Source organism: Sporosarcina luteola (assembly GCF_023715245.1).
Classification (GTDB): domain Bacteria; phylum Bacillota; class Bacilli; order Bacillales_A; family Planococcaceae; genus Sporosarcina; species Sporosarcina luteola_C.
Genome location: NZ_JAMBNV010000004.1, coordinates 113,914 through 135,327, shown reverse-complemented (window position 1 = coordinate 135,327; position 21,414 = coordinate 113,914). Strand labels below are relative to the sequence as shown.

Genomic DNA, 21,414 nt, shown 5'->3' with positions numbered 1-21,414 from the left:
TCAACATACCGGTTAGGTGGTATGATAAGTCGTACAATTGCAATTGGGGAGGAAATCAAATGACGAAATTTACGACAGAAGACGTACATTACTTCGCGAACTTTGCGAAAATCGCCTTTTCGGATCAAGAAGCGGAAGTGTTTTCAGAAATCATTTCCGATCTTGTGGAATTTGGAGATGCGTTGAAAGAAGTGGATACAGATAATATAGAGCCGATGACTCATCCGTTGCAGATGTTCAATGTGCTTCGGGAAGACGTCCCGCAAGATGTACTTGATCGCGACGAAATGTTGGCAAGCGTAAAAGAGCATGAAGACGGAATGATCAAAGTTCCGAATATCCTGTGATAACGGTTTTTAGGAGGAAGTAACATGACGTTAATGAAAAAGACGGCAGCAGAACTTCAAGCACTTTTACATAACCGGGAAGTCTCTGTCAAAGAAGTTACCGAAGATTCATTCAAGCAGATTGCAGCGCTGGATGGTCAAGTGAAAGCATTCCTGGCGTTGACGGAAGAAGAGGCGCTAGCGAAAGCGGAAGCATTGGACAACTCATCGCAAGAAAGCCGCGGCCCGCTTTTCGGATTGCCAATCGGCATAAAAGACAATATCGTTACAAAAGGAACAGTGACAACGTGTGCAAGCAAGATGCTTGAGAATTTCGTACCTGTCTATAACGCTACAGCCGTAGAAAAAGTGAACGAAGCGGGCATGGTCAGTGTCGGTAAATTGAATATGGACGAGTTTGCCATGGGTTCCACAACTGAACGTTCAGCATTCCAGACAACGCATAATCCATGGAATTTGGACTGCGTGCCTGGCGGTTCTTCAGGTGGTTCTGCAGCTGCTGTTGCAGCGGGCGAGGTGCCATTTTCACTCGGTACGGATACTGGTGGATCGGTTCGACAGCCAGCTGCGTTATGCGGAGTCGTCGGGATGAAACCGACATACGGAAGAGTGTCGCGAAACGGTCTAATCGCATTTGCTTCCTCTTTGGATCAAATCGGTCCGATCACTCGGACTGTCGAAGACAATGCACTGTTATTGAACGCCATTTCAGGTGTCGATCATAGAGATTCCTCATCTTCACCACAGCAAGTGCCTGATTTCAAATCCGCTTTGACTGGAGATATTAAAGGCTTGCGCATCGCCGTTCCAAAGGAATATTTAGGTGAAGGCATCGCAGATGATGTAAAAGATAAGGTCCGCGCATCGTTGAAAGTGCTTGAATCGCTTGGCGCATCTATCGAAGAAGTGACGCTTCCGCATTCCAAATATGCGTCGCCGACTTACTACGCGATTGCAACAGCAGAAGCTTCTTCCAACCTCGCGAGATTCGACGGAATTCGTTACGGATACCGCTCAGAGAATGCTGGAAATCTGGAAGAGGTCTATACACGTTCACGTGCGGAAGGGTTCGGAACAGAAGTGAAAAAACGAATCCTCTACGGCACATATGCACTAAGTGCAGATCATCATGAAGAGTTGTACGTTAAAGCGATGAAAGTCCGTACGCTGATCGCTCAAGATTTTGCATCCGTATTTGAAAATCACGATGTCATCGTCGGACCAACAAGTGCAACAACTGCATACGAAATCGGCGGCGTCGCGCAAAACCAATTGACATTGTACGCCAACGACATTTTGACAGTGTCTGTTAACTTAGCTGGTATTCCGGCCATTTCAATTCCGTGTGGTTTTTCGAATGGATTGCCAGTCGGTCTCCAAATCATCGGGAAGCATTTCGATGAAGCGCTCATTTATAGAGTGGCGCACGCATTCGAACAAGCGACTGATTTCCATAAAAGCACTCCATCTTTAGGGGAGGGTACTAACTAATGAACTTTGAAACGATTGTTGGACTTGAAGTCCACGTTGAATTAAAAACCGATACGAAAATCTTTTCACCGGCGCCATCCCATTACGGTGCAGAGCCGAACATGAACATCCATGTGTACGACTTGGCATACCCGGGAACATTGCCTACGTTGAACAAACGTGCGGTGGACTTCGGAATGAAAGCTTCACTCGCATTGAACTGTGAAGTGGCAAAGGTCATGAACTTCGACCGTAAGCACTATTTCTATCCGGATAACCCGAGCGCCTATCAAACTTCGCAAGACAAGCGTCCAGTTGGCCAAAACGGCTGGATTGAAATTGAAGTCGAAGGCAAAAAGAAGAAAATCCGCATCGAACGCGTTCATCTTGAAGAGGATGCAGGAAAATTGACGCACTCCGACAACGGCTACTCACTCGTCGACTTGAACCGACAAGGCACACCGTTAATCGAAATCGTCACGGAAGCGGATATCCGCTCTCCAGAAGAGGCATATGCATTCCTCGAGAAGCTGAAAGCAATCATCCAATATACAGGCGTTTCGGACGTCCGTATGGAGGAAGGCTCGCTTCGTTGTGACGCCAATATTTCACTGCGCCCGTTCGGACAAGAGGAATTCGGAACGAAAACCGAATTGAAAAACTTGAACTCCTTTAACTTCGTCCGCAGAGGAATTGCGAATGAAGTCGAGCGCCAGGAGAAAATCCTTTTGTCAGGCGGAAAAATCCAGCAAGAAACACGCCGTTACGACGAAGCAACGGGTCAAACCGTGCTTATGCGTATTAAAGGCAGCGCGAACGATTACCGTTTCATCAACGACCCGGACTTGCCGGAAATCCATATCGACCAAGAGTGGGTCGATCGGGTACGTGCCGAGATTCCGGAGTTGCCAGATGCTCGTAAAGCAAGGTATGTCAATGAGCTCGATCTGCCGGAATATGACGCGCATGTGTTGACATTGACGAAAGAGATGTCCGATTTCTTCGACGCAACGGTTGAAGCAGGTGCAGACGCGAAGCTTGCTTCCAACTGGCTGATGGGTGAAGTGTCTGCGTATTTGAATGCTGAACAGAAAGAGCTTCATGACACAGCGCTTACACCGGAAGGATTATCGAGCATGATTAAATTGATCGCGGATGGCACCATTTCATCCAAAATCGCTAAGAAAGTGTTCAAAGAATTAATCGAAAACGGTGGGAATGCCGCCGACATCGTCAAAGAGAAAGGCCTCGTCCAAATTTCCGACGAAGGCACACTCCGCACAATCGTGACGGAAATTCTCGATGCGAATGAACAATCGATCGAGGACTTCAAAAACGGCAAGGACCGAGCAGTCGGCTTCCTCGTCGGACAAGTCATGAAAGCGACAAAAGGGCAAGCGAACCCGCCATTGGTGAATAAAATTCTCCTTGAGGAAATCAACAAGCGATAAGTCCGAAATTGAATCGTCCTATACGGGTCTTGCGAAAGTCTCCGTATAGGGCGTTTTTTGATTGTATAAATGAAAAGTTGCACCGGCATCCTATTTGATTCACACAACAAATAGCCTTACACTAAAGAAAAGGATTCTATTTTATTTGAGGGTTGCAGGATTGAAGCGAAAGACGGCGACTCCTGTGAACGCCGTAACTAAGAACGGCGTTTGCGAGCACAAGGCAGCGTTGCGAGCAATTTTTCTGCGACCCTAAGGGAGCAGGATAGGATATTGCAGGCTGCCTTAATTTCTGCAAAAAGCGCAGAAATACGGCAAATCGAACCCTTCGCTGTTCGATTGGAAAGCGTCCGTCTGTAGCGTAAATCCGGGTTCGTTATATTTCACAAAATTTAATAAAGAAAAAGGAAGGTGTCGGAATGAAAACTGAAAAGCAATACTTCGAAGAAGCGATTTCACTTGCAGATTACATGGATCGCATGGACAAACATAAAGAAAACAGCTTCGGTATTTATGAAAAATTCGATGTTCCTCAAGACGATGCATTTATTGAAATAGCAAAAACGGCAAAGCCCAATATACTAGTAATAACGGAAGATTGGTGCGGGGACGCAATGATGAACAATCCGATCCTGCGCCGTATTGCAGAAGCTGCGGACCTGGATGTACGGGTGGTCTATCGCGATGAAGACACGGATTTAATTGACAGGCATCTAACAAATGGCGGCCGCTCAATTCCAATCTATTTGCTGCTTGATAAAGAAGGAGAAGTACTGGCGAAGTGGGGACCACGTGCAGCGTCCATCCAGGAAGATGTAATGGAGCGCCGCAAACAGCTTCCGGCAAAAGAGGCGCCGGATTTTGATGAAAAACAGCGGGAATTCATTTCTGAATTGATGAAGCAATATACGACCCAGCCAGAATTATGGCTTACCGTCTACGAAGATATCCGCAAAACGTTCATGCCCGCATTACAGCAGACGAAATAATACTGCAGTGGGAACTTTTTGGCAGGACCGATAGTCCAAGTAAGCGATTGATTGCTGGATTATTGACGACTGCAAGCGTTGCATTTTGTATGAATTGAGAGGGAACATGTATGAAGCGTGCAAGAATCATTTATAACCCGACAGCAGGACGTGAAATATTCCGGAGGCACCTGGCTGAAGTATTGGAAAAGCTAGAAGTGGCCGGCTATGAAACATCCGTACATGCGACTACGGCGGAAGGAGACGCAACCATTGCTGCCAAAAATGCCGTGGAGAGGGGCTTTGACGTCATCATCGCATCAGGTGGAGATGGTACGTTGAACGAAGTCGTCGCCGGGGTCTCCCCCTTTGAAAAACGGCCGACGATCGGGCTTATTCCGACCGGTACGACGAACGACTTTGCGAGGGCCATTCGAATTCCGAGGGATATTGACGAAGCTATCGACATCATCGTCCGCGGAGAGACAATTCCGGTGGACGTCGGCCTCATGAACAATCGTCATTTCATCAACATCGCAGGCGGCGGGCGTATGACAGAGCTGACATATGAAGTACCAAGCAAGCTTAAGACGGTACTCGGCCAGCTTGCCTATTATTTAAAAGGGATTGAAATGCTCCCTTCCATCCATTCGAGTAATGTGAAAATCGAGTATGATGATGAAGTGTTTGAAGGTGAAGTGATGCTCTTTCTCGTCGGTTTGACCAACTCCGTCGGTGGACTGGAGAAATTGGCGCCGAATTCAAGCATCAATGACGGTAAATTCACGTTATTAGTATTGAAAAAATGTAATATGGCCGAATTCATCAGGATTGTCACACTAGCATTGCGCGGTGAGCATTTGGATGATCCGCTCGTCATTTCCGCAAAGCCTTCGAAAGTTACAATTACATCGTCCGAAGAAGTGCTGCTCAACTTGGATGGGGAATACGGCGGAACCCTTCCTGCCACCTTCGAAAACCGATATCGCCATATTGAAATGTTCGCCCCGCTCGACCAATTGCGTGAGCAGGATCGAATTGATAATGAACTTGAAAATGAAGAAGCTGCATTGGATTGAACATCCATGCAGCTTTTATTTTTTGCGGTTATTTACATAAGGGCTCCATTAATTCGCCTCAAATTATAAACTCGAGCGCTTTATCCTGACTTGCAGCTAACTCGGGCAACTCATTCACCGGAATCCAGCGGCAATGGAAAATCATGCCGTTGTCTTTACCGGTACTGTTGACGCAAGTGTCCCATTCCGATTCTTCCTCGCCGATATAGGTGAGATGAAAGATATTCCGCTCATGGATGACATTCGGACGGTTTTCAGGAAAATAATTCTCCTTATTCACTTTGCCATTTAACTGCAACTGCTCACGCCGAATGCCGGTTTCTTCCTCGATCTCGCGGTAGAGCGCATCTAAGAGCAATTCATCCTCTTCAATCGTTCCGCCCGGCACTTGCCAACCTGCTTCCGGATTATCCTTATGCTCGAACACAAGGAGCTTCCGTTCTGCATTGTCATCCTTCGTAATGTAAGCCAGCACTTTTCTCTTAATTTCCATTGTGTTCACCTCTCTTTAATCTCTCTATTATACACAAGATTCCAAATACTCTCAAGAGCAATACGTTAGTTGAAAACATTTCACAATTCATGTGACAATCCTGTTATTTCAACCGTAAATAGGGAAAAGTAATGAACAGTTATCTTATGATAATCAAAAGGAATTCAACGGACGGAGGGATCCCGTGTATAAGAAACAAGAGAAGTGGCTCATGTGGCTTGTCTTTACAGTGGCGGGAATCATGTTGCTATCAATTGTCGGTAGAATTTTCGGAAGTTGAAGGAGGGGAAATAGATGGGAAATGAAGAAGCCGTTTTTTATTCGCGTGTCCTAACAGAACTTACATTATCATTCCATATTATTTACGCGACAATCGGCGTCGGTGTCCCACTCATGATCATGATTGCGCAATGGGTGGGCATCAAGAAAAACGATGAACATTATATATTGCTTGCCAGACGGTGGGCGCGAGGTTTTATCATTACCGTGGCTGTCGGGGTTGTTACAGGAACCGCCATTGGTCTGCAATTATCGTTGCTTTGGCCGAATTTCATGGAGTTCGCGGGAAATGTCATAGCGCTTCCGTTATTCATGGAAACGTTCGCATTCTTTTTTGAAGCCATCTTCCTCGGGATTTATTTATATACATGGGATCGATTCGAAAATCAGAAAAAGCATTTGCTGCTATTAGTTCCGGTTGCAATCGGCGCTTCGTTTTCTGCCGTTTTCATCACAATGGTGAATGCATTCATGAATGCGCCTCGAGGATTTGACATCGTGGACGGGGAAATCGTCAATATCAATCCGATCATTGCGATGTTCAACCCGGCAATGCCGACGAAAGTGGCGCATGTCGTCATCACGGCATATATGACTGCGGCATTTGTGTTGGCAGCGATTGCGGCATTCCGTTTATTGAGAGGCTCCGACCATGTTTATCATAAGAAAGCACTGTATTTAACAATGAAACTAGGGTTTGTATTTTCAATCGCAACTGCATTGATCGGGGATTTCTCCGGTAAGTATTTAGCCGAGTACCAACCCGAAAAACTTGCTGCAGCAGAGTGGCATTTTGAAACGCAGGAAAATGCACCTCTCATCTTGCTTGGTGTGTTGAAAGATGGGGAAGTGAAGTATGCCATTAACATTCCGTTCGGGCTTTCCATGCTCGCATTTAATAATCCTAACGCGGAAGTAATCGGTCTGGATCAGTTCCCTGAGGATGAAATACCACCGCTTTATATCCACTATTTATTCAACATCATGGTATTCATAGGCATGTGGATGACAATCTTATCCGCATTATATTGGATCGGCGTCAACCGGGGCTGGAAACGCGTATCGACAAAATGGTTCCGCTGGCTTATTGTCCTCGGAGCACCGCTTACAATCATCGCCATCGAATCTGGTTGGTGGCTTGCGGAAGTCGGACGGCAGCCGTGGATACTTCGGAAGATTATGCGAGTCGAGGATGCCGCAACGACAAGCGGGCAAGTAGACCTCATGCTGATGCTATTTGCATTACTGTATCTCGTCCTCGGCATCGGAAGCGTCGTCGTCCTGAGACGGATGTTCAACAAAAACCCAGTCGAACGCGAATTGGAAGATCGTCATAAGGAAAAAGGCGGTGATGTACAATGAACTTGGAGATTTTAGGGATTTCAGTTCTTTGGACATTCCTCTTCGGTTATATTCTCGTAGGCGCCATTGATTTCGGAGCTGGCTTTTTCAATGCATACAGCTTGCTGACCGGTAAACAGCGTATTTTGACGAAAGTCATCCAGCGGTATTTATCTCCTGTATGGGAAGTGACGAACGTTTTTCTCGTCTTCTTCTTCGTAGGAATCATCGGGTTCTTCCCGAAGACAGCATTCTATTACGGAACTACGCTTTTGGTGCCTGTCAGCTTTGGCATCATCCTGCTTGCAATCCGCGGCTCGTATTATGCTTTCGAGACATACGGCGCAAGGGGCCATAAAGGCTATTCATTCATGTATGGTCTGGCGGGTATATTGATTCCCGCGTCGCTGTCAATCGTCCTGACCATTTCAGAAGGCGGCTTCATCGAAATTGTCGATGGAAATCCGGTGCTCGATTACTGGGTCTTATTCACAAGTCCATTGACATGGTCAATTGTCGTCTTGAGCATTGCAGCGACGCTATACATTTCGGCAGTGTTCCTGACATGGTATGCGCATAAAGCCGGCGACGTTGAAGCGACCAATTTGCTGCGGAAATATGCGCTCATCTGGTCATTGCCGACGATCATTACTGCAGGGGGCATCATATTCGAGCTTCGTAAACATAATCTCGAGCATTACAACAACATCCAAACGTTTTGGCCAATGTTCCTCATCTCGTTCCTATTGTTTGCAGGAACGGTTTGGCTGCTTTGGAAGCGCCACAATTACGGGTGGGCATTCATTTTGCTCATGGGCCAATTTATCTTTGCGTTTTTCGGATATGGTGCGTCGCACTATCCGTACTTGTTGTACCCGTATTTGACGATTTACGACAGTTTCACGAATCCTGCGATGGCAATCTCGCTCATTATCGCGTTCATCCTAGGACTGGGACTCTTGATCCCTTCGCTTGTATTGCTCATGCGACTGTTCCTGTTCAATAAAGGATACGTCCGTGGGAAGAAGGATTTCCATGTGTAAAGGGGGCTTATGGGCATGACTGATTTCATTATTTTCTATGCACCTTTTATCATCTTGATTGCAGCCATCGTCGTCGCGTTTCTCATCGCGCCGCTAGATGGTTCGGTAACGGATAAAGAGGAGTAACGTGGAAAACAGACGTCATTGGCGTCTGTTTTTTACATCTTAAATACTTATCGATCATTTCCGAGAAGTTATCGATCACTTTCACAATTTAATCGGTCATTCCCAGGTCCTTATCGGTCACTTTCACAAGTTTATCGGTCACTTCCCAAGAGTTATCGTCATTTCAGGACCTTTGATTCATCTGCAGTTAGTGGAATACCTGCCGCTTTGCATGCCTGCCAACATTCGCTTTTGTGATAAACTAAGTACATACGAAATTTGGAGGAAATATCATGTCTTTTATTGTAAATCAAAATGATCGTCTCTCTGTCTATGTGGAGGATTTGACGCATGACGGATCGGGCGTTGCAAAAGTGGAAGGCTACCCGCTTTTTATACCTGGCGCACTGCCTGGCGAGGAAGTAGAAGTCCAAGTCGGGAAGACGTTGAAGAATTATGGATTCGCGCGTCTGTTGAACGTGACAAAGGCTTCTAAGGATCGCGTGGAACCGCCATGCCATGTGTTCTGGGAATGCGGCGGCTGCCAGCTGCAACATCTATCATACGAAGGCCAGCTCATCCAAAAGTATAAACAGGTCCGCGACGTTATCGACCGCATCGCGAAGTTGCCGCACGTACCTGTCCACCCAGTCAAAGGGATGGAAGACCCTTGGCGCTATCGCAATAAATCCCAGATCCCCTTCAGCGAACGGGATGGCAAAGTCGTATCCGGCTTTTACCGGTCACGCTCCCATCATATCGTCGACACGGACGTCTGTATTATCCAAAGCGAAGAGGCAGATGAACTGATGTCCACGCTGAAGCACGAAATGCATGCACTTGGACTCGAAGCGTATAACGAAAAGACCCATCGCGGCATGCTTCGGCATCTGATCGTCCGGAAAGGGAAGGCGACAGGGGAAATCATGGTCGTCCTTGTAACGTTGAAGAAAAAATTTCCGCAGAAAGACGCCGTTGTCGAACTCATTAAACGGGTTGTGCCGGAAGTGACGTCGATCATGCAAAACGTCAATGGAGAGAAGACGAACGTCATCTTCGGAAATGAAACGCTTCCTCTCTACGGCAAGTCGTTCATCATCGACAAGATCGGCGACATCGAGTTTGAAATATCGGCACGCTCGTTCTATCAAGTGAACCCCGCGCAAACCGAAGTGCTGTACAAGCAAGCACTCGACTACGCGCAGCTGACAGGCGACGAAATGGTTATCGACGCATACTGCGGAATCGGCACCATTTCACTGTTCCTCGCACAGAAAGCGAAGGAAGTGTACGGAGTGGAAATCGTCCCGCAAGCAATCGAAGACGCCAAACGCAACGCGGAATTGAATGGCATGACGAACGCCCATTTCGAAGCGGGCGCAGCGGAAAACGTCATCCCACGATGGTACGCAGAAGGCAAACGGTTCGATGTACTAGTCGTCGACCCACCACGCAAAGGATGCGATGAGAAGCTATTGCAGACAATCTTGGAATACAAACCGAAGCGTGTCGTCTACGTATCATGCAACCCAGGCACACTGGCGCGCGACTTGCGGATCTTAGAAGACGGCGGCTACAAGACAAAAGAAGTCCAACCCGTCGACATGTTCCCCCAAAGCAGCCACGTCGAATCCGTCGCTTGGCTAGAGATTTAAACGGTGCCTGTGCATCAAACATTTATGACAATTCAATAATTCGTATATCTATTCATAAGGTAGGCAACCAAATCTTGACATGGTTGCCTACCTTTTTAATTATATACAATTGTAGTGTATTGACTGAATTGTGTTGGTGCCTGTGTAAGGTGCATTTATGACTATTCACTATGAGGAATATAAATTCAGTAAATATCCAGTAACCCATTGATGAATTCAACTTTGTGAATTTACATATTCAATTGTAGTGCATAATCAGAATAGTTTGCTGCACAGGCACCACCGAAAAGCGCACCTCGAATAGAACCTCGAAAGAATTGAACGTTTGTAAATAGATTCTTGAAAGAAGGGAAAATTGAATGAGAGAGAGATAATCGATTGCTGTATATATCGCACAATTCGGAATGTGTAAAGTGAATTTACAAAACCTTTACAAGAATACCTAAGTAAATTTACAAACTTCCATTATTATTTACAAAGAGCCAATAAATCATGTTGGAGGTACATATATGAAAATCATGAGGGATGCACTAAAAGGATTATTCGTTATCTCCATAACAGTCGTACTAGCTGCATGCGGCAACAATGCTGAAGGAGATAGCAACTCGTCAAAAGACGGTTCAACGACAATTGCTATTTCAGGGTCTACTTCGGTAGGGCCTTTAGCTGAGAAATTGGCATTTACCTATGAGGAGAGCAATGATGTCAAAATAGAGATCAACCAGATTGGATCATCGGCTGGCATAACAAATGCGATCAATGGAGTTTCTGAAATCGGTATGTCTTCCCGTGATTTGAAACAGGAAGAGGTCGATAGCGGTTTGAATGAAATTGTTATTGCTTACGATGGCATTGTCGTCGTCACTCATCCGTCGAATAAAGTGAAAGATCTCACGATTGAGCAAGTGAAGAAAATATTCACCGGTGAGGTAACGAACTGGAAAGAGCTCGGCGGCGGTGACATGGAAATTGTCGTCGTTTCTCGCGAGGATGGCTCCGGATCCCGTGATGCATTTCAGGAAATCGTTGACTACTCATCAGGTGAGTTAGTGAGAAGCGCCATTATCGCAAGTGGAAACGGAAATATTAAAACGACAGTTGCAATGAATAAGCATGCGGTAGGTTTTATTTCCTTCGAATATGTGGATGAGTCCATTTCAACCGTTGACATTAATGGAGTGGAAGCGACAGCGGAAAATGTTCTGAAACAAACATATAAACTATCACGTCCGTTCTTGTTCGTCGCCAAAGAAGGAAGTCTAACCGATGCAGGACAACGATTCATTGATTTCATTTTAAGTCCAGAAGGACAAGATGTAGTTGTTGAAACTGGGGCTATCCCGGTTAACTGATTACGTCTATCACCAATAGTGATCTCGGAGGGATGCAGCTATGACAAGCCCGCCTATTGAAAAACAAAACATAGGTAACGGTAAATCAAATAGAAGGAAATATATGTTGGAAAGTTTATCATCAAAGCTTTTCTTATTCTGTGCACTTTTATCAGTTCTAAGTTTGCTGTTAATCGTAGGATTTGTATTTTATCGAGGCTCCCATCCGTTCATTGCAGAGGGGTACAGCTTTTTCGACTTCATCTTCGGAGTGGATTGGGTGCCAAGTGAGGATAAATTCGGGATATTCCCAATGATCGTCGCTTCTATTTATGCGACAATCGGGGCGCTGCTTATCGGGGTACCGATTGGTTTATTCACAGCGATCTTCCTTTCAGAAATCGCGCCGAAACGGTTTGCTAAAATCATATCGCCAGCCGTGCAGTTACTTGCCGGGATTCCATCTGTTCTGTATGGTGTTTTTGGACTTGCGATTATCGTGCCGTTTTTGCAGAACAATTTAGGATTAGTGAAAGGGCAAAGCTTATTGGCTGTCATTATCGTATTAGCGATCATGATGCTTCCTACAATTGTGACGGTTGCTGAAACGGCGATCCGCGCTGTTCCAAAAACATATCGGGAAGGTTCTTTGGCACTCGGTGCTTCTGAAATCGGCACGATATTTAAAGTGGTTGTACCTGCAGCCAAGTCCGGTATTATGGCAGCCATCGTTTTAGGCTTAGGGAGAGCGATTGGTGAAACGATGGCGGTCATTTTGATAGCAGGAAACAGTTTGATCACGCCTACAAGTCTGACTGACAGTGTCCGCCCATTAACGACTAATATCGCTTTGGAAATGGGTTATGCGGCAGGCGTACATCAGGAAATGTTATTTGCGACAGGTATCGTGTTGTTCTCCTTTATCTTGATTTTAAATTTTGTTTTGGCAAAAATCAGCGCAAGGGGTGCTCACTAAAATGAGGATGTTTAAGGATAATGTATTGCGCGGGCTTCTATGGTTTTCGGCTTTCGTCACGGTTGGTATTCTTTTGCTGATTGTAGGATTCATCTTTTATAAAGGATTCCGACTCATCAATTTCGAATTCATCTTTGGCGACTATTCACCGACAGGCGGCGGTGGCATTTGGCCAATGATCGTTACAACCGTGTATACAATCGTCATTTCACTTGTTATTGCAACACCGATCGGAGTTTTAGCGGCAGTCTATCTTCAAGAATACGCTAAACAAGGCAGGCTTGTTAAAACGATCCGTTTTGCTACAGAAAGCTTAACAGGGATTCCATCAATCATCTATGGATTATTCGGTGCCGTATTCTTTGTTACGACGTTAAAGCTTGGCATGTCGATCATCGCGGCGTCATTGACGTTGACGATTATTGTATTGCCTGTCGTCATACGAACGACAGAAGAAGCATTGAAAACGGTCCCTCAAACGTACCGTGAAGGCTCTTTGGCTTTAGGTACAACTAAACTTCAAACACTAATGAAAGTCATCTTGCCAAGTTCAATGCCTGGAATCCTATCAGGGATCATCCTTTCCATGGGGCGGATTGTCGGCGAGTCGGCTGCGATATTTTTAACCGCTGGAACTGTGGCGGCTATGCCTGCAAGCATCTTCTCTTCCGCGAGGACACTGACGGTTCACTCCTATTTAGTTACACAGGAGGCGGGGGATATAGAACTGGCAGCCGCGATCGGAATCGTATTAATCGTCATCATCTTGATATTGAACTTCTCAGCTACGTTCATATCCAAGAAACTAAATAAAGCAGATTATTGATGTTGCTAGAAGTAAAGGAGGAAATGTAGCGCTTATGAAGCAGTCAGAGAAAACGGCAAAAATCAGTGTAAAAGATTTGAGTCTTTTTTACGGAGATAAACAGGCACTGTTTAATGTTTCGTTAGATATTGATGAAAAGAAAGTGACAGCGTTAATCGGACCATCCGGTTGTGGAAAGTCCACTTTTCTACGTACGCTCAACAGGATGAATGATCTAATCGATGGGGTGAAAATCACCGGGGATATTGTAATCGACAATGAAGATATTTATAAATCCAATGATGTCATTAAATTACGTACAGTAGTCGGAATGGTATTCCAAAAACCTAATTTATTCCCAATGAGCATTTATGATAATGTCGCTTACGGACCTCGGACGCAAGGCATTAAAAATAAGAAAGAATTGAACAAGATTGTTGAAGAGAGCCTCCGTGGTGCTGCGATTTGGGATGAAGTGAAAGACCGTCTCAAGTCATCGGCACTCGGTCTATCAGGCGGTCAACAGCAAAGGGTTTGTATTGCCCGTGCAATTGCGATGAAGCCAGACGTTATTCTAATGGATGAGCCTACTTCGGCACTTGACCCGATTTCTACATTAAAAGTTGAAGAATTGATTGCACAATTAAAAAAAGAATATACAATTGTAATCGTAACACACAATATGCAACAGGCTGCAAGGGTATCAGACAAAACAGCTTTCTTCCTTAGTGGAGAAATTGTTGAATATGATGCAACAAATAACGTGTTTTCAAATCCGAAAGACCAAAGAACAGAAGATTATGTAACTGGCCGTTTTGGTTAATTAACCAAGATTATAATCAAGGGGTGACTTTCATGAACGCAAGGAAGAACTTTGACAAGAACTTGCAAGAATTACAAAACAAAATGTTGGAGATGAACAAACTTACCATATCCGCATTTGAGAAAGCGTTCACTGCGTTTAAGACACAAGATATTGAATTGGCATTGCGAGTCATCGATGAAGACACAGCCATTGATAATCTTGACCAGGAAATCAACCAATTTGCTGTATGGCTTATTGCAAAAGAGCAACCTTTTGCAACAGATCTACGAAGAATCATCGCATCACTAAAAATCACTTCTGATATCGAACGTATTGCCGATTTTGCTGTAAACATTGCAAAAGCGACTGCTAAAATCGGAAAGACCGAATCACTGATGAACATTACAAAGCTTGAGCAAATGAATGAGACATCCCTTAAAATGCTGAATATGGCCGTGTCCGCATTCATCGATGGGAACATGGCTCTTGCTAAAGAAGTCGCCGCTCTAGACGATCAAGTCGACAATGCCTACGCAGAAACATATAAGAGCATTACTGAATACTTACGCCAACACCCGGAAGAAACAACACAGCTCGTCCAATTACTGTTCATCAATCGCTTTCTTGAACGAACAGCCGACCACATAACAAACATTGCCGAAAGCGCTGCATATTTAATAAAAGGTCAGATTTATGATTTGAATCAATAACTAATTACATAAGGTGGAATCCTTCATATCGTAAGGATTCCACCTTATTTTTTTATTAGTTTGCACTATATTCATTATTTTGAGAAGATAAGAATAAAAGGGGAATGTGGTGGAGGGGTATGATGACATCAGTAACGGATAGATTAACGGAATCGGTCTTACTAGAGATATTGGAGAATGCATTTCAGTGGTTTGTTGTCGTTGATAGAGAAGCGAACATTTTATATATCAATGAAGAATACTGTAAGTTCCTAGAAACGACTCGTGAAAAAGCAATCGGAATGCCAGTAGAAGAAGTCATTGAAAACTCCCGGATGCATGAAGTTGTACAGACAGGTGAGGTGCATATCGCATCGCCGCATTTTATAAAAGGAACCTATATGTTAGCGAACCGTGTCCCATTGGAGGTTGACGGAGAAATTGTAGGGGCTTTCGGAAGTGTAATGTTTAGAGATTTGAACGATTGGCATAACTTGAGCTCTCATGTGAGAACAACAATGGAAAAAATTAAGGTAGGTCATGCAACAGAAAATGCGATCTTCCAACTTCAGGATATCCTTGGATCTTCTGATTCGATCAGATCGGTTAAAGAAACGATTCAGATGATTGCTCCAAGTGATTTACCTGTATTGATTCAAGGAGAAAGTGGAACAGGTAAGGAAATGTTTGCGCAGAGTATTCATTACCTCTCGAATCGCTCTGACAAGCCTTTTGTGAAGGTGAATTGTGCGGCAATACCCGTAGATTTTCTGGAACTTGAGCTTTTTGGAAGTGTTGGATCTACCGAACATAGCCATAGAAAAGGGAGATTCCATCAAGCTGAAGGCGGTACTTTGTTCTTGGATGATTTAGGAGACATGCCACTACCGCTGCAAGTTGAATTATTGCGGGTGCTCCAAGAAGGAACGATTGAGCCGATCGGGTCACAAAAAGCAATTAAAGTAAATGTCCGAATCATCGCTGCTGTAAATCAACCATTGAAAACCTTAATGGAATCCGGGAAATTCCGCGAGGATCTCTATTATCGGATTCATGCAATTACGTTGCAAATTCCACCGCTTCGTCAGCGAATGGATGACTTCGAGGAAATCACAAGTCACTTTTTTCACGGAACAATTGCCAAAGTGGGAAAGCGTAATCTATCGATAGCAGCAGAGACAATGCAATATTTAAAAGAATATAGTTGGCCAGGGAATGTGAGAGAATTGTATAACGTAATTCAAGCAGCAGTCTATTTAACAAATGGAGATGTGGTACTGCCTAGTGCCCTGCCTCAAGAAGTCCGGCTCAAGTCCCTATACTATACGAGCAATACACAAACTCTGCAGCAAGCTGTTGAACAATTGGAGATGAATATCATATCTGAAACCCTTCAGGCATTTCCTAGTAGGAGAGAAGCTGCAAAGGTATTAGGCTTAAGTAAAAGTACGTTTTATGAAAAGTTGAAAAAATATAACTTTTGACCTAATTTCCGAAAATACGGACACTAGTACGGAAATCCGGACGTAAAGAAAAGCCAGTATCATATATTGGAAAGCGTTATCAATTAACAGTCCGAATTCCTGGACTGTTTTTTCTCTTTATCTAGTAAGATGCCCAGAAATAAAGGTTTGCAAGTTTTCATAAGATTTGATTAAATGAATTGAAAGCGCTTTCTCTCTTGCATAAATTGGAGGTGGTTCCAAGGGGGACGAGCTATAGAATGGTTGATGGGAGAGTAACTTTAGGTTTATTAAAAAGGGGGAGGAATTACTTTGAAAAAATCAAGCGCAATTTTTCTAGTGGGCTTTATGGTGTTATTTACAATTTTAGCTGGATGTAGTCCGCAGGTAAAAGAAACAGGTTCCGCCAGTACTAGTGATCCAGTAGATTCTAAAGGTCAGGATACCTTTAACATTGGATTAGCTATTTCTATGTCAGGTGGAACAGCTCTATTTGGTGAAGGAGTAAAAAGAGGTGTAGACCTAGCTGTTAAGGAGTTTAACGATGCTGGCGGTTTTGAAGGGCAACAAGCGAATTTAGTTCTATACGATGATGAAGCCAAACCAGAAAAGTCAATCGAGATTGTTCAAAAGTTAATCAATCAAGATAACATTGTAGCCCTAGTTGGACCTGCGAACTCGGGAAATGCCATGGCACATATTCCATTTGTTCAAGAGGCGAAAATTCCTGAAGTCGTACCAGTAGCTACAGGGACAAAAATCACACAAGAATATAAGGATGCTGATAAAAACTATATTTTCCGTGTGGCTCCTCTTGATGGGGTTCAAGTGTCCGCTATTTTAAAAGAGCTGATCGATAAACAAGGACTTACGAAACTTGGTGTTATCCATGATACAGAGGGATACGGGCAAGGTGGCCGGGAAGATATTCTTAAACAAATGAAGGAAAACTACAATATGGAACCAACTGTCATTTCAGCTTTTGATCCAAAGGAATTAAATCTCGAGCCTTCTATTCGTGAAATGAATAATGCAGGGGTGGAGGCAGTCGTCTTTTACGGGCTTGCACCACAGTCAGCGAAGTTACTGGAAGCTCGATTCAACGAAGGGTTAGATGCCCCTATCTACGCGACTTGGGCTACAGGTGATCCTACTGTATTAAATCTTGTTGGTGATCTTGTGAAAGATGATTTGTATTTTGTACAGTCCTATACGATTGATCAAAATGAAGTAGCAAAAAAATTCCATCAAAAAGTAGTGGACACATATGGTGAAGACGTGTTTCCTATTGCTACTGCACAAGGATATGACAGTGCAAAACTTATCTTAGATGCAATAAAAAAGGTTGGCTTGGATAGTGAGAAAATTCGTGATCAAATTGAATCCTTCACGGATTTTGAAGGTGTAACAGCCATTAAATCAACACCTTTTACAAAGGAAAACCATGAAGCATTTGGTATTGATGAAGTATTCATTGCCACATATAACGACGATTTACAAATTATTTCAGCAGAATAATCGAGTTATTTAACTATATTCATCAAATGTTTTTTGTGCCGAAAGCGCAGCGCACAGGAAACAAATACGCCAAGGCGCATTTGTTCTGGTGTAAAGGGGAGTCCATACGAAGATTTCCCTTTTCACCTTTGCTGTTTTCTGTAGCAAATTACAAGGGGGACGTTTGCTTTGGATTTAACAGATGTATTAAAAGCCATTATTAATGGGTTAGTGTATGGAAGTGTTTATGCGATCATCGCCCAAGGCTACTATATTACTTTTATTACAACTAAAACGATGAACTTTGGTCAAGGTGACTTTGTCATGCTTGGTTCACTTATTGGATTATCTACCTTTACGGCAATAACAGCAGCAGGCATGGGTGTTTGGATTGCCTTTATAGCATCCTTGCTATTGGTAATCATCGTAGTGGGTATTTCCGGTTGGGCATTGGAACAAGTCGCTATTCGACCGTTACGAAGTTGGCATTCCATTGGTTGGATATTAAGTACTGTGGCCGTTGCCATGGTCGTGAGAAACGTAGCTATGCTTATATGGGGAAGAGATGTTTTGATGGCCCCATCTCCATTTGGACGCGCTATTTTAGATTTAGGTATATTGAAAATCCGTTATCATGAAATATTTGTACTAGTTGGCGCCGCAGTTATCATGTTACTGTTATACGTTTTCTTAAAGAAATCGTTATTCGGAAAGGCGCTTGAAGCGGTTGCCTTTAATAAGGATGCTGCTTCACTAATGGGCATTAATCCACGGTTAATGGCTTCCATTGCTTTTATAATTGCAGGTACCTTAGCAGGAGTAGGTGGCGTTTTAGTCGGGCCTATGGTACATCCAGGTGCATTTATTGGTCTTTTCCTTGGATTAAAAGCATTTGCGGTTGCAATTATTGGCGGTATCGAAAATCCACGGGGCATTTTTATCGGAGGACTTTTACTAGGTGTATCAGAAAATCTCTTTGCTCTATATAGTACATCCATGAAAGAAGCTGCTGCGTTCTTTTTAATTCTTGTCATTTTAGCAGTCCTTCCTCAAGGGTTATTTGGAAAACGAGTAAAGGAGAAGTTTTAAATGACAAAAGCAAAATGGTGGATTTATCAAATTGGTATCCCGCTCGTTCTCCTATATGCATTTCCTTGGGTTTTTAATAATGCTCATACGATCCATGTAGCCCAGTCATTTTTAATTACTTACATTGTCATCGTCGGGTTAAATCTACTTGTCGGTCTCTCCAAACAGCTTTCCTTGGGGCATGTTGGGTTTTATGCGATCGGAGCCTATTTATCTGTAATACTTACCATGAAAGTAGGATTGAATTTCTTCGTAAGTATTGTTATCTCTGCTTTAGTTGCTGCTTTATTTGGAGCCGTGGTAGCTCTTTTGTCGTTACGAGCGAAAGGTCCTTATTTGGCAATGGTAACAATTGCATTTGGAGAATTGGTTGGTATTATAGCTAACCGCTGGGTAGATGTCACTGGAGGTCCGGCAGGCGTCAGAACTTCGCAACCATCCTTATTCGGTTTTGAACTTGGTCCAATTGAGTATATGTGGTTTATTGGTCTGTTGGCTGTAATTATTACAGCAGGCGCAACAAATATCTTTAGAGGTCGTTATGGTCGGACCATGACTGCTTTTGGAAATAGTGAGGTTGCTTCAGAGGTGCTAGGGATAAATGTTCGAGGTTGGAAAATTTTGGCCTTTTCAATTTCCGCTTTTTTAGCAGGTTTAGGTGGAGGGCTCTTCGCTTTTCAAAATCAGTTTATAAGTAGTACCACTTTTGAATTGAATTTATCAATTCTGTTCCTTATCGCGGTTATTATCGGAGGATCAGGAACAAAGATAGGACCTATTATAGGGACAGCGATTATCGTTGGGTTACCGCAATTCCTACACAACTTTGTAGATTATCATTTAATGATTTTTGGTGGAATATTATTAGTCGCACTAATCCTTTTACCAGATGGTATCGTGGGTGCCTTCACCAATCTTTCGTTCTTTAAAAAGCTTTCTAGTAAGAAAGTTACTACTGAGTTAGGAATCTTACATGATGATCGGGAGGCAACAATCGATTTACCTGACGGGATTAATGGAAAGCTTCTGGAGCTTGAAAATATTTCAATGCATTTTGGTGGAATAAAAGCGATCGACGATGTTGAAATCGAGGTTTGGGGTGGAATTGTTCACGGAATTATTGGCCCGAATGGTTCAGGTAAAAGTACGACAGTTAACGTCCTAAGCGGAGTCTATATGCCGACTGGCGGGAACCTGCTTTGGAAAGGGAAGAACATTACAAAATATGCTCCTCATGGAATAGCGCAAGAAGGGATTACGAGAACGTTCCAAAACCTGCAGTTGTTTGAAGACATGAGCGTTTTACAGAACGTTATGGTTGGTTTTCATCTTCATTTCAAAACAGGATTCCTGAAAAACGTATTATATCTAGGCCAAGTTTCTGATGAAGAGCGCTATTATGCACAAAAAGCCTATGATCTTTTACGAATTGTTGGCTTAGAAGAAAAAGCCCATGAAAAAGCATCTGACTTGCCGTATGGGGAACAGCGATTAGTTGAAATAGCTAGGGGGTTAGCTTTAAAACCTTCGTTACTTATTTTAGATGAACCGGCAGCAGGGGCCAGTCCAAAAGAAATTGAAAAAATCATGGATGTCATCCAACGTCTGAAGAATGCAGGGTTGTCTATTATATTGGTTGAGCATCATATGGATATCGTTATGAATATTTGTGATTATATTACAGTATTAGATTTTGGTAAGAAAATTTGTGAGGGAACTCCTGAAACTATTCAAAACGATCCAAGAGTAATTGAGGCCTATCTTGGTGGGGAAGAGGTGAACCAGCTTGTTGCAGGTACAAAATCTATCAGTTAGTTATGGTCGGGCATCCGCTTTACACAATGTGACAATGGAAGTGAATGAGGGTGAAATTGTTGCTGTTATTGGTCCTAATGGGGCCGGAAAAACTACGCTATTGAAAGCGATAACGGGGTTGCTGAAGGCGAAGGAGGGTACGATTCGCTATAAAGATAACGTGATTACAGGTACACCTGCTCATAAAATTTTAGGGGTTGGGATATCCCATGTCCCTCAAGGCCGTCAAGTATTTGGTGATCAGTCTGTAGAGGATAATCTAATTCTAGGTGCGTTTTCGATTAAAAAAGAAAAACAAAAAATTCAAGAGCTTATAGAAAGAGAATATGAAAGATTTCCGAGACTAAAGGAGAGAAGATGGCAGCATGCGGGTACATTAAGCGGTGGAGAGCAACAAATGCTAGCAGTATCCAGAGCGCTTATGTCTGATCCTGATTTTGTTATTCTTGATGAGCCATCCATGGGTTTATCACCTATATTTGTAAAACAGATATTCGACACGCTACTAGAGTTGAAGAAATCTGGCAAGACGGTAATGGTCGTCGAGCAATTAGCAATGGCTGCTTTAGCTATATCTGACCGGGCTTATGTTTTACAAGTAGGTGAGGTGAAGTTACACGGACAATCACGAGATTTATTAAGGGATGACGGTCTGGTAAAAACGTATTTAGGTGCAGCTTCACCGAATTAACAGATATGTAAAATACGCTGTT

General features: G+C 43.6%; 20 protein-coding genes. 19 read left to right on the top strand and 1 reads right to left on the bottom strand.

From position 1 onward, the window contains the following. Window positions 1–59 precede the first annotated feature (59 nt). From gatC to M3152_RS15825, 5 genes are all read left to right on the top strand, one after another. Window positions 60–347 (top strand): Asp-tRNA(Asn)/Glu-tRNA(Gln) amidotransferase subunit GatC, encoded by a 288-nt coding sequence (gene gatC / locus M3152_RS15845; protein ID WP_251696603.1) that lies wholly within the window; start codon window positions 60–62, stop codon window positions 345–347. A 24-nt stretch (window positions 348–371) separates the two neighbouring features. Further along, a complete protein-coding gene (gene gatA, locus M3152_RS15840) occupies window positions 372–1,838 on the top strand; it encodes an Asp-tRNA(Asn)/Glu-tRNA(Gln) amidotransferase subunit GatA (RefSeq protein ID WP_251696601.1) in 1,467 nt (488 codons plus the stop codon). Then, window positions 1,838–3,268 (top strand): Asp-tRNA(Asn)/Glu-tRNA(Gln) amidotransferase subunit GatB, encoded by a 1,431-nt coding sequence (gene gatB, locus M3152_RS15835; protein WP_251696599.1) that lies wholly within the window; start codon window positions 1,838–1,840, stop codon window positions 3,266–3,268. The genes gatA and gatB overlap by 1 nt, the downstream gene beginning before the upstream one ends. Before the next feature lie 419 nt (window positions 3,269–3,687). Next, entirely contained in the window at window positions 3,688–4,257 is a 570-nt protein-coding gene (locus tag M3152_RS15830; protein ID WP_251696598.1) for a thioredoxin family protein, read from the top strand. A 110-nt stretch (window positions 4,258–4,367) separates the two neighbouring features. Next, on the top strand, window positions 4,368–5,315 hold the full coding sequence (locus tag M3152_RS15825) for a diacylglycerol kinase (protein WP_251696596.1): 948 nt from the start codon (window positions 4,368–4,370) through the stop codon (window positions 5,313–5,315). A 58-nt stretch (window positions 5,316–5,373) separates the two neighbouring features. On the opposite strand, the gene M3152_RS15820 is transcribed toward M3152_RS15825, so the two are convergent. Then, the gene (locus M3152_RS15820) at window positions 5,374–5,808 is read right to left on the bottom strand and encodes an NUDIX hydrolase (RefSeq protein WP_251696594.1); all 435 of its coding nucleotides are present in this window, start codon (window positions 5,806–5,808) and stop codon (window positions 5,374–5,376) included. Between the two features lie 294 nt (window positions 5,809–6,102). Between M3152_RS15820 and M3152_RS15815 the strand changes: the two genes are divergently transcribed. The 14 genes from M3152_RS15815 to M3152_RS15755 all read left to right on the top strand — a co-directional run bounded on the left by M3152_RS15815 (window position 6,103) and on the right by M3152_RS15755 (window position 21,392). Next, window positions 6,103–7,449, top strand: coding sequence for a cytochrome ubiquinol oxidase subunit I (locus M3152_RS15815; protein WP_251696593.1), 1,347 nt, complete (start codon window positions 6,103–6,105; stop codon window positions 7,447–7,449). Continuing rightward, window positions 7,446–8,471, top strand: a complete 1,026-nt coding sequence (locus tag M3152_RS15810; protein WP_251696591.1) for a cytochrome d ubiquinol oxidase subunit II — start codon at window positions 7,446–7,448, stop codon at window positions 8,469–8,471. The genes M3152_RS15815 and M3152_RS15810 overlap by 4 nt, the downstream gene beginning before the upstream one ends. A 15-nt stretch (window positions 8,472–8,486) precedes the next feature. Next, a complete protein-coding gene (gene cydS / locus M3152_RS18175) occupies window positions 8,487–8,597 on the top strand; it encodes a cytochrome bd oxidase small subunit CydS (RefSeq protein ID WP_410055881.1) in 111 nt (36 codons plus the stop codon). 272 nt (window positions 8,598–8,869) lie between these two features. Continuing rightward, window positions 8,870–10,231: a 23S rRNA (uracil(1939)-C(5))-methyltransferase RlmD gene (rlmD, locus tag M3152_RS15805; protein WP_251696589.1), complete on the top strand. Its 1,362-nt coding sequence runs from the start codon at window positions 8,870–8,872 to the stop codon at window positions 10,229–10,231. Between the two features lie 509 nt (window positions 10,232–10,740). Next, window positions 10,741–11,583, top strand: coding sequence for a phosphate ABC transporter substrate-binding protein (locus tag M3152_RS15800; RefSeq protein WP_251696587.1), 843 nt, complete (start codon window positions 10,741–10,743; stop codon window positions 11,581–11,583). A gap of 103 nt (window positions 11,584–11,686) precedes the next feature. Continuing rightward, window positions 11,687–12,538: a phosphate ABC transporter permease subunit PstC gene (gene pstC / locus M3152_RS15795; protein ID WP_251696585.1), complete on the top strand. Its 852-nt coding sequence runs from the start codon at window positions 11,687–11,689 to the stop codon at window positions 12,536–12,538. Window position 12,539: 1 nt separating this feature from the next. After that, a complete protein-coding gene (gene pstA / locus M3152_RS15790; RefSeq protein ID WP_251696583.1) occupies window positions 12,540–13,364 on the top strand; it encodes a phosphate ABC transporter permease PstA in 825 nt (274 codons plus the stop codon). A 34-nt stretch (window positions 13,365–13,398) separates the two neighbouring features. Continuing rightward, the gene (gene pstB / locus M3152_RS15785; protein WP_251696581.1) at window positions 13,399–14,166 is read left to right on the top strand and encodes a phosphate ABC transporter ATP-binding protein PstB; all 768 of its coding nucleotides are present in this window, start codon (window positions 13,399–13,401) and stop codon (window positions 14,164–14,166) included. Between the two features lie 32 nt (window positions 14,167–14,198). Further along, a complete protein-coding gene (phoU, locus tag M3152_RS15780; RefSeq protein WP_251696579.1) occupies window positions 14,199–14,858 on the top strand; it encodes a phosphate signaling complex protein PhoU in 660 nt (219 codons plus the stop codon). A gap of 122 nt (window positions 14,859–14,980) precedes the next feature. Then, the gene (locus M3152_RS15775; RefSeq protein WP_251696577.1) at window positions 14,981–16,321 is read left to right on the top strand and encodes a sigma-54 interaction domain-containing protein; all 1,341 of its coding nucleotides are present in this window, start codon (window positions 14,981–14,983) and stop codon (window positions 16,319–16,321) included. Window positions 16,322–16,612: 291 nt separating this feature from the next. Beyond that, window positions 16,613–17,818 carry an ABC transporter substrate-binding protein gene (locus tag M3152_RS15770; RefSeq protein WP_251696575.1) on the top strand — a complete coding sequence of 402 codons (1,206 nt, stop codon included), beginning with the start codon at window positions 16,613–16,615 and terminating at the stop codon, window positions 17,816–17,818. Between the two features lie 168 nt (window positions 17,819–17,986). After that, the gene (locus tag M3152_RS15765; protein WP_251696573.1) at window positions 17,987–18,886 is read left to right on the top strand and encodes a branched-chain amino acid ABC transporter permease; all 900 of its coding nucleotides are present in this window, start codon (window positions 17,987–17,989) and stop codon (window positions 18,884–18,886) included. Then, window positions 18,887–20,701: a branched-chain amino acid ABC transporter ATP-binding protein/permease gene (locus tag M3152_RS15760; protein WP_251696571.1), complete on the top strand. Its 1,815-nt coding sequence runs from the start codon at window positions 18,887–18,889 to the stop codon at window positions 20,699–20,701. Beyond that, on the top strand, window positions 20,673–21,392 hold the full coding sequence (locus M3152_RS15755) for an ABC transporter ATP-binding protein (protein ID WP_251696569.1): 720 nt from the start codon (window positions 20,673–20,675) through the stop codon (window positions 21,390–21,392). Before M3152_RS15760 ends, M3152_RS15755 begins: the two co-directional genes overlap by 29 nt. The last annotated feature ends 22 nt before the right edge of the window (window positions 21,393–21,414 follow it).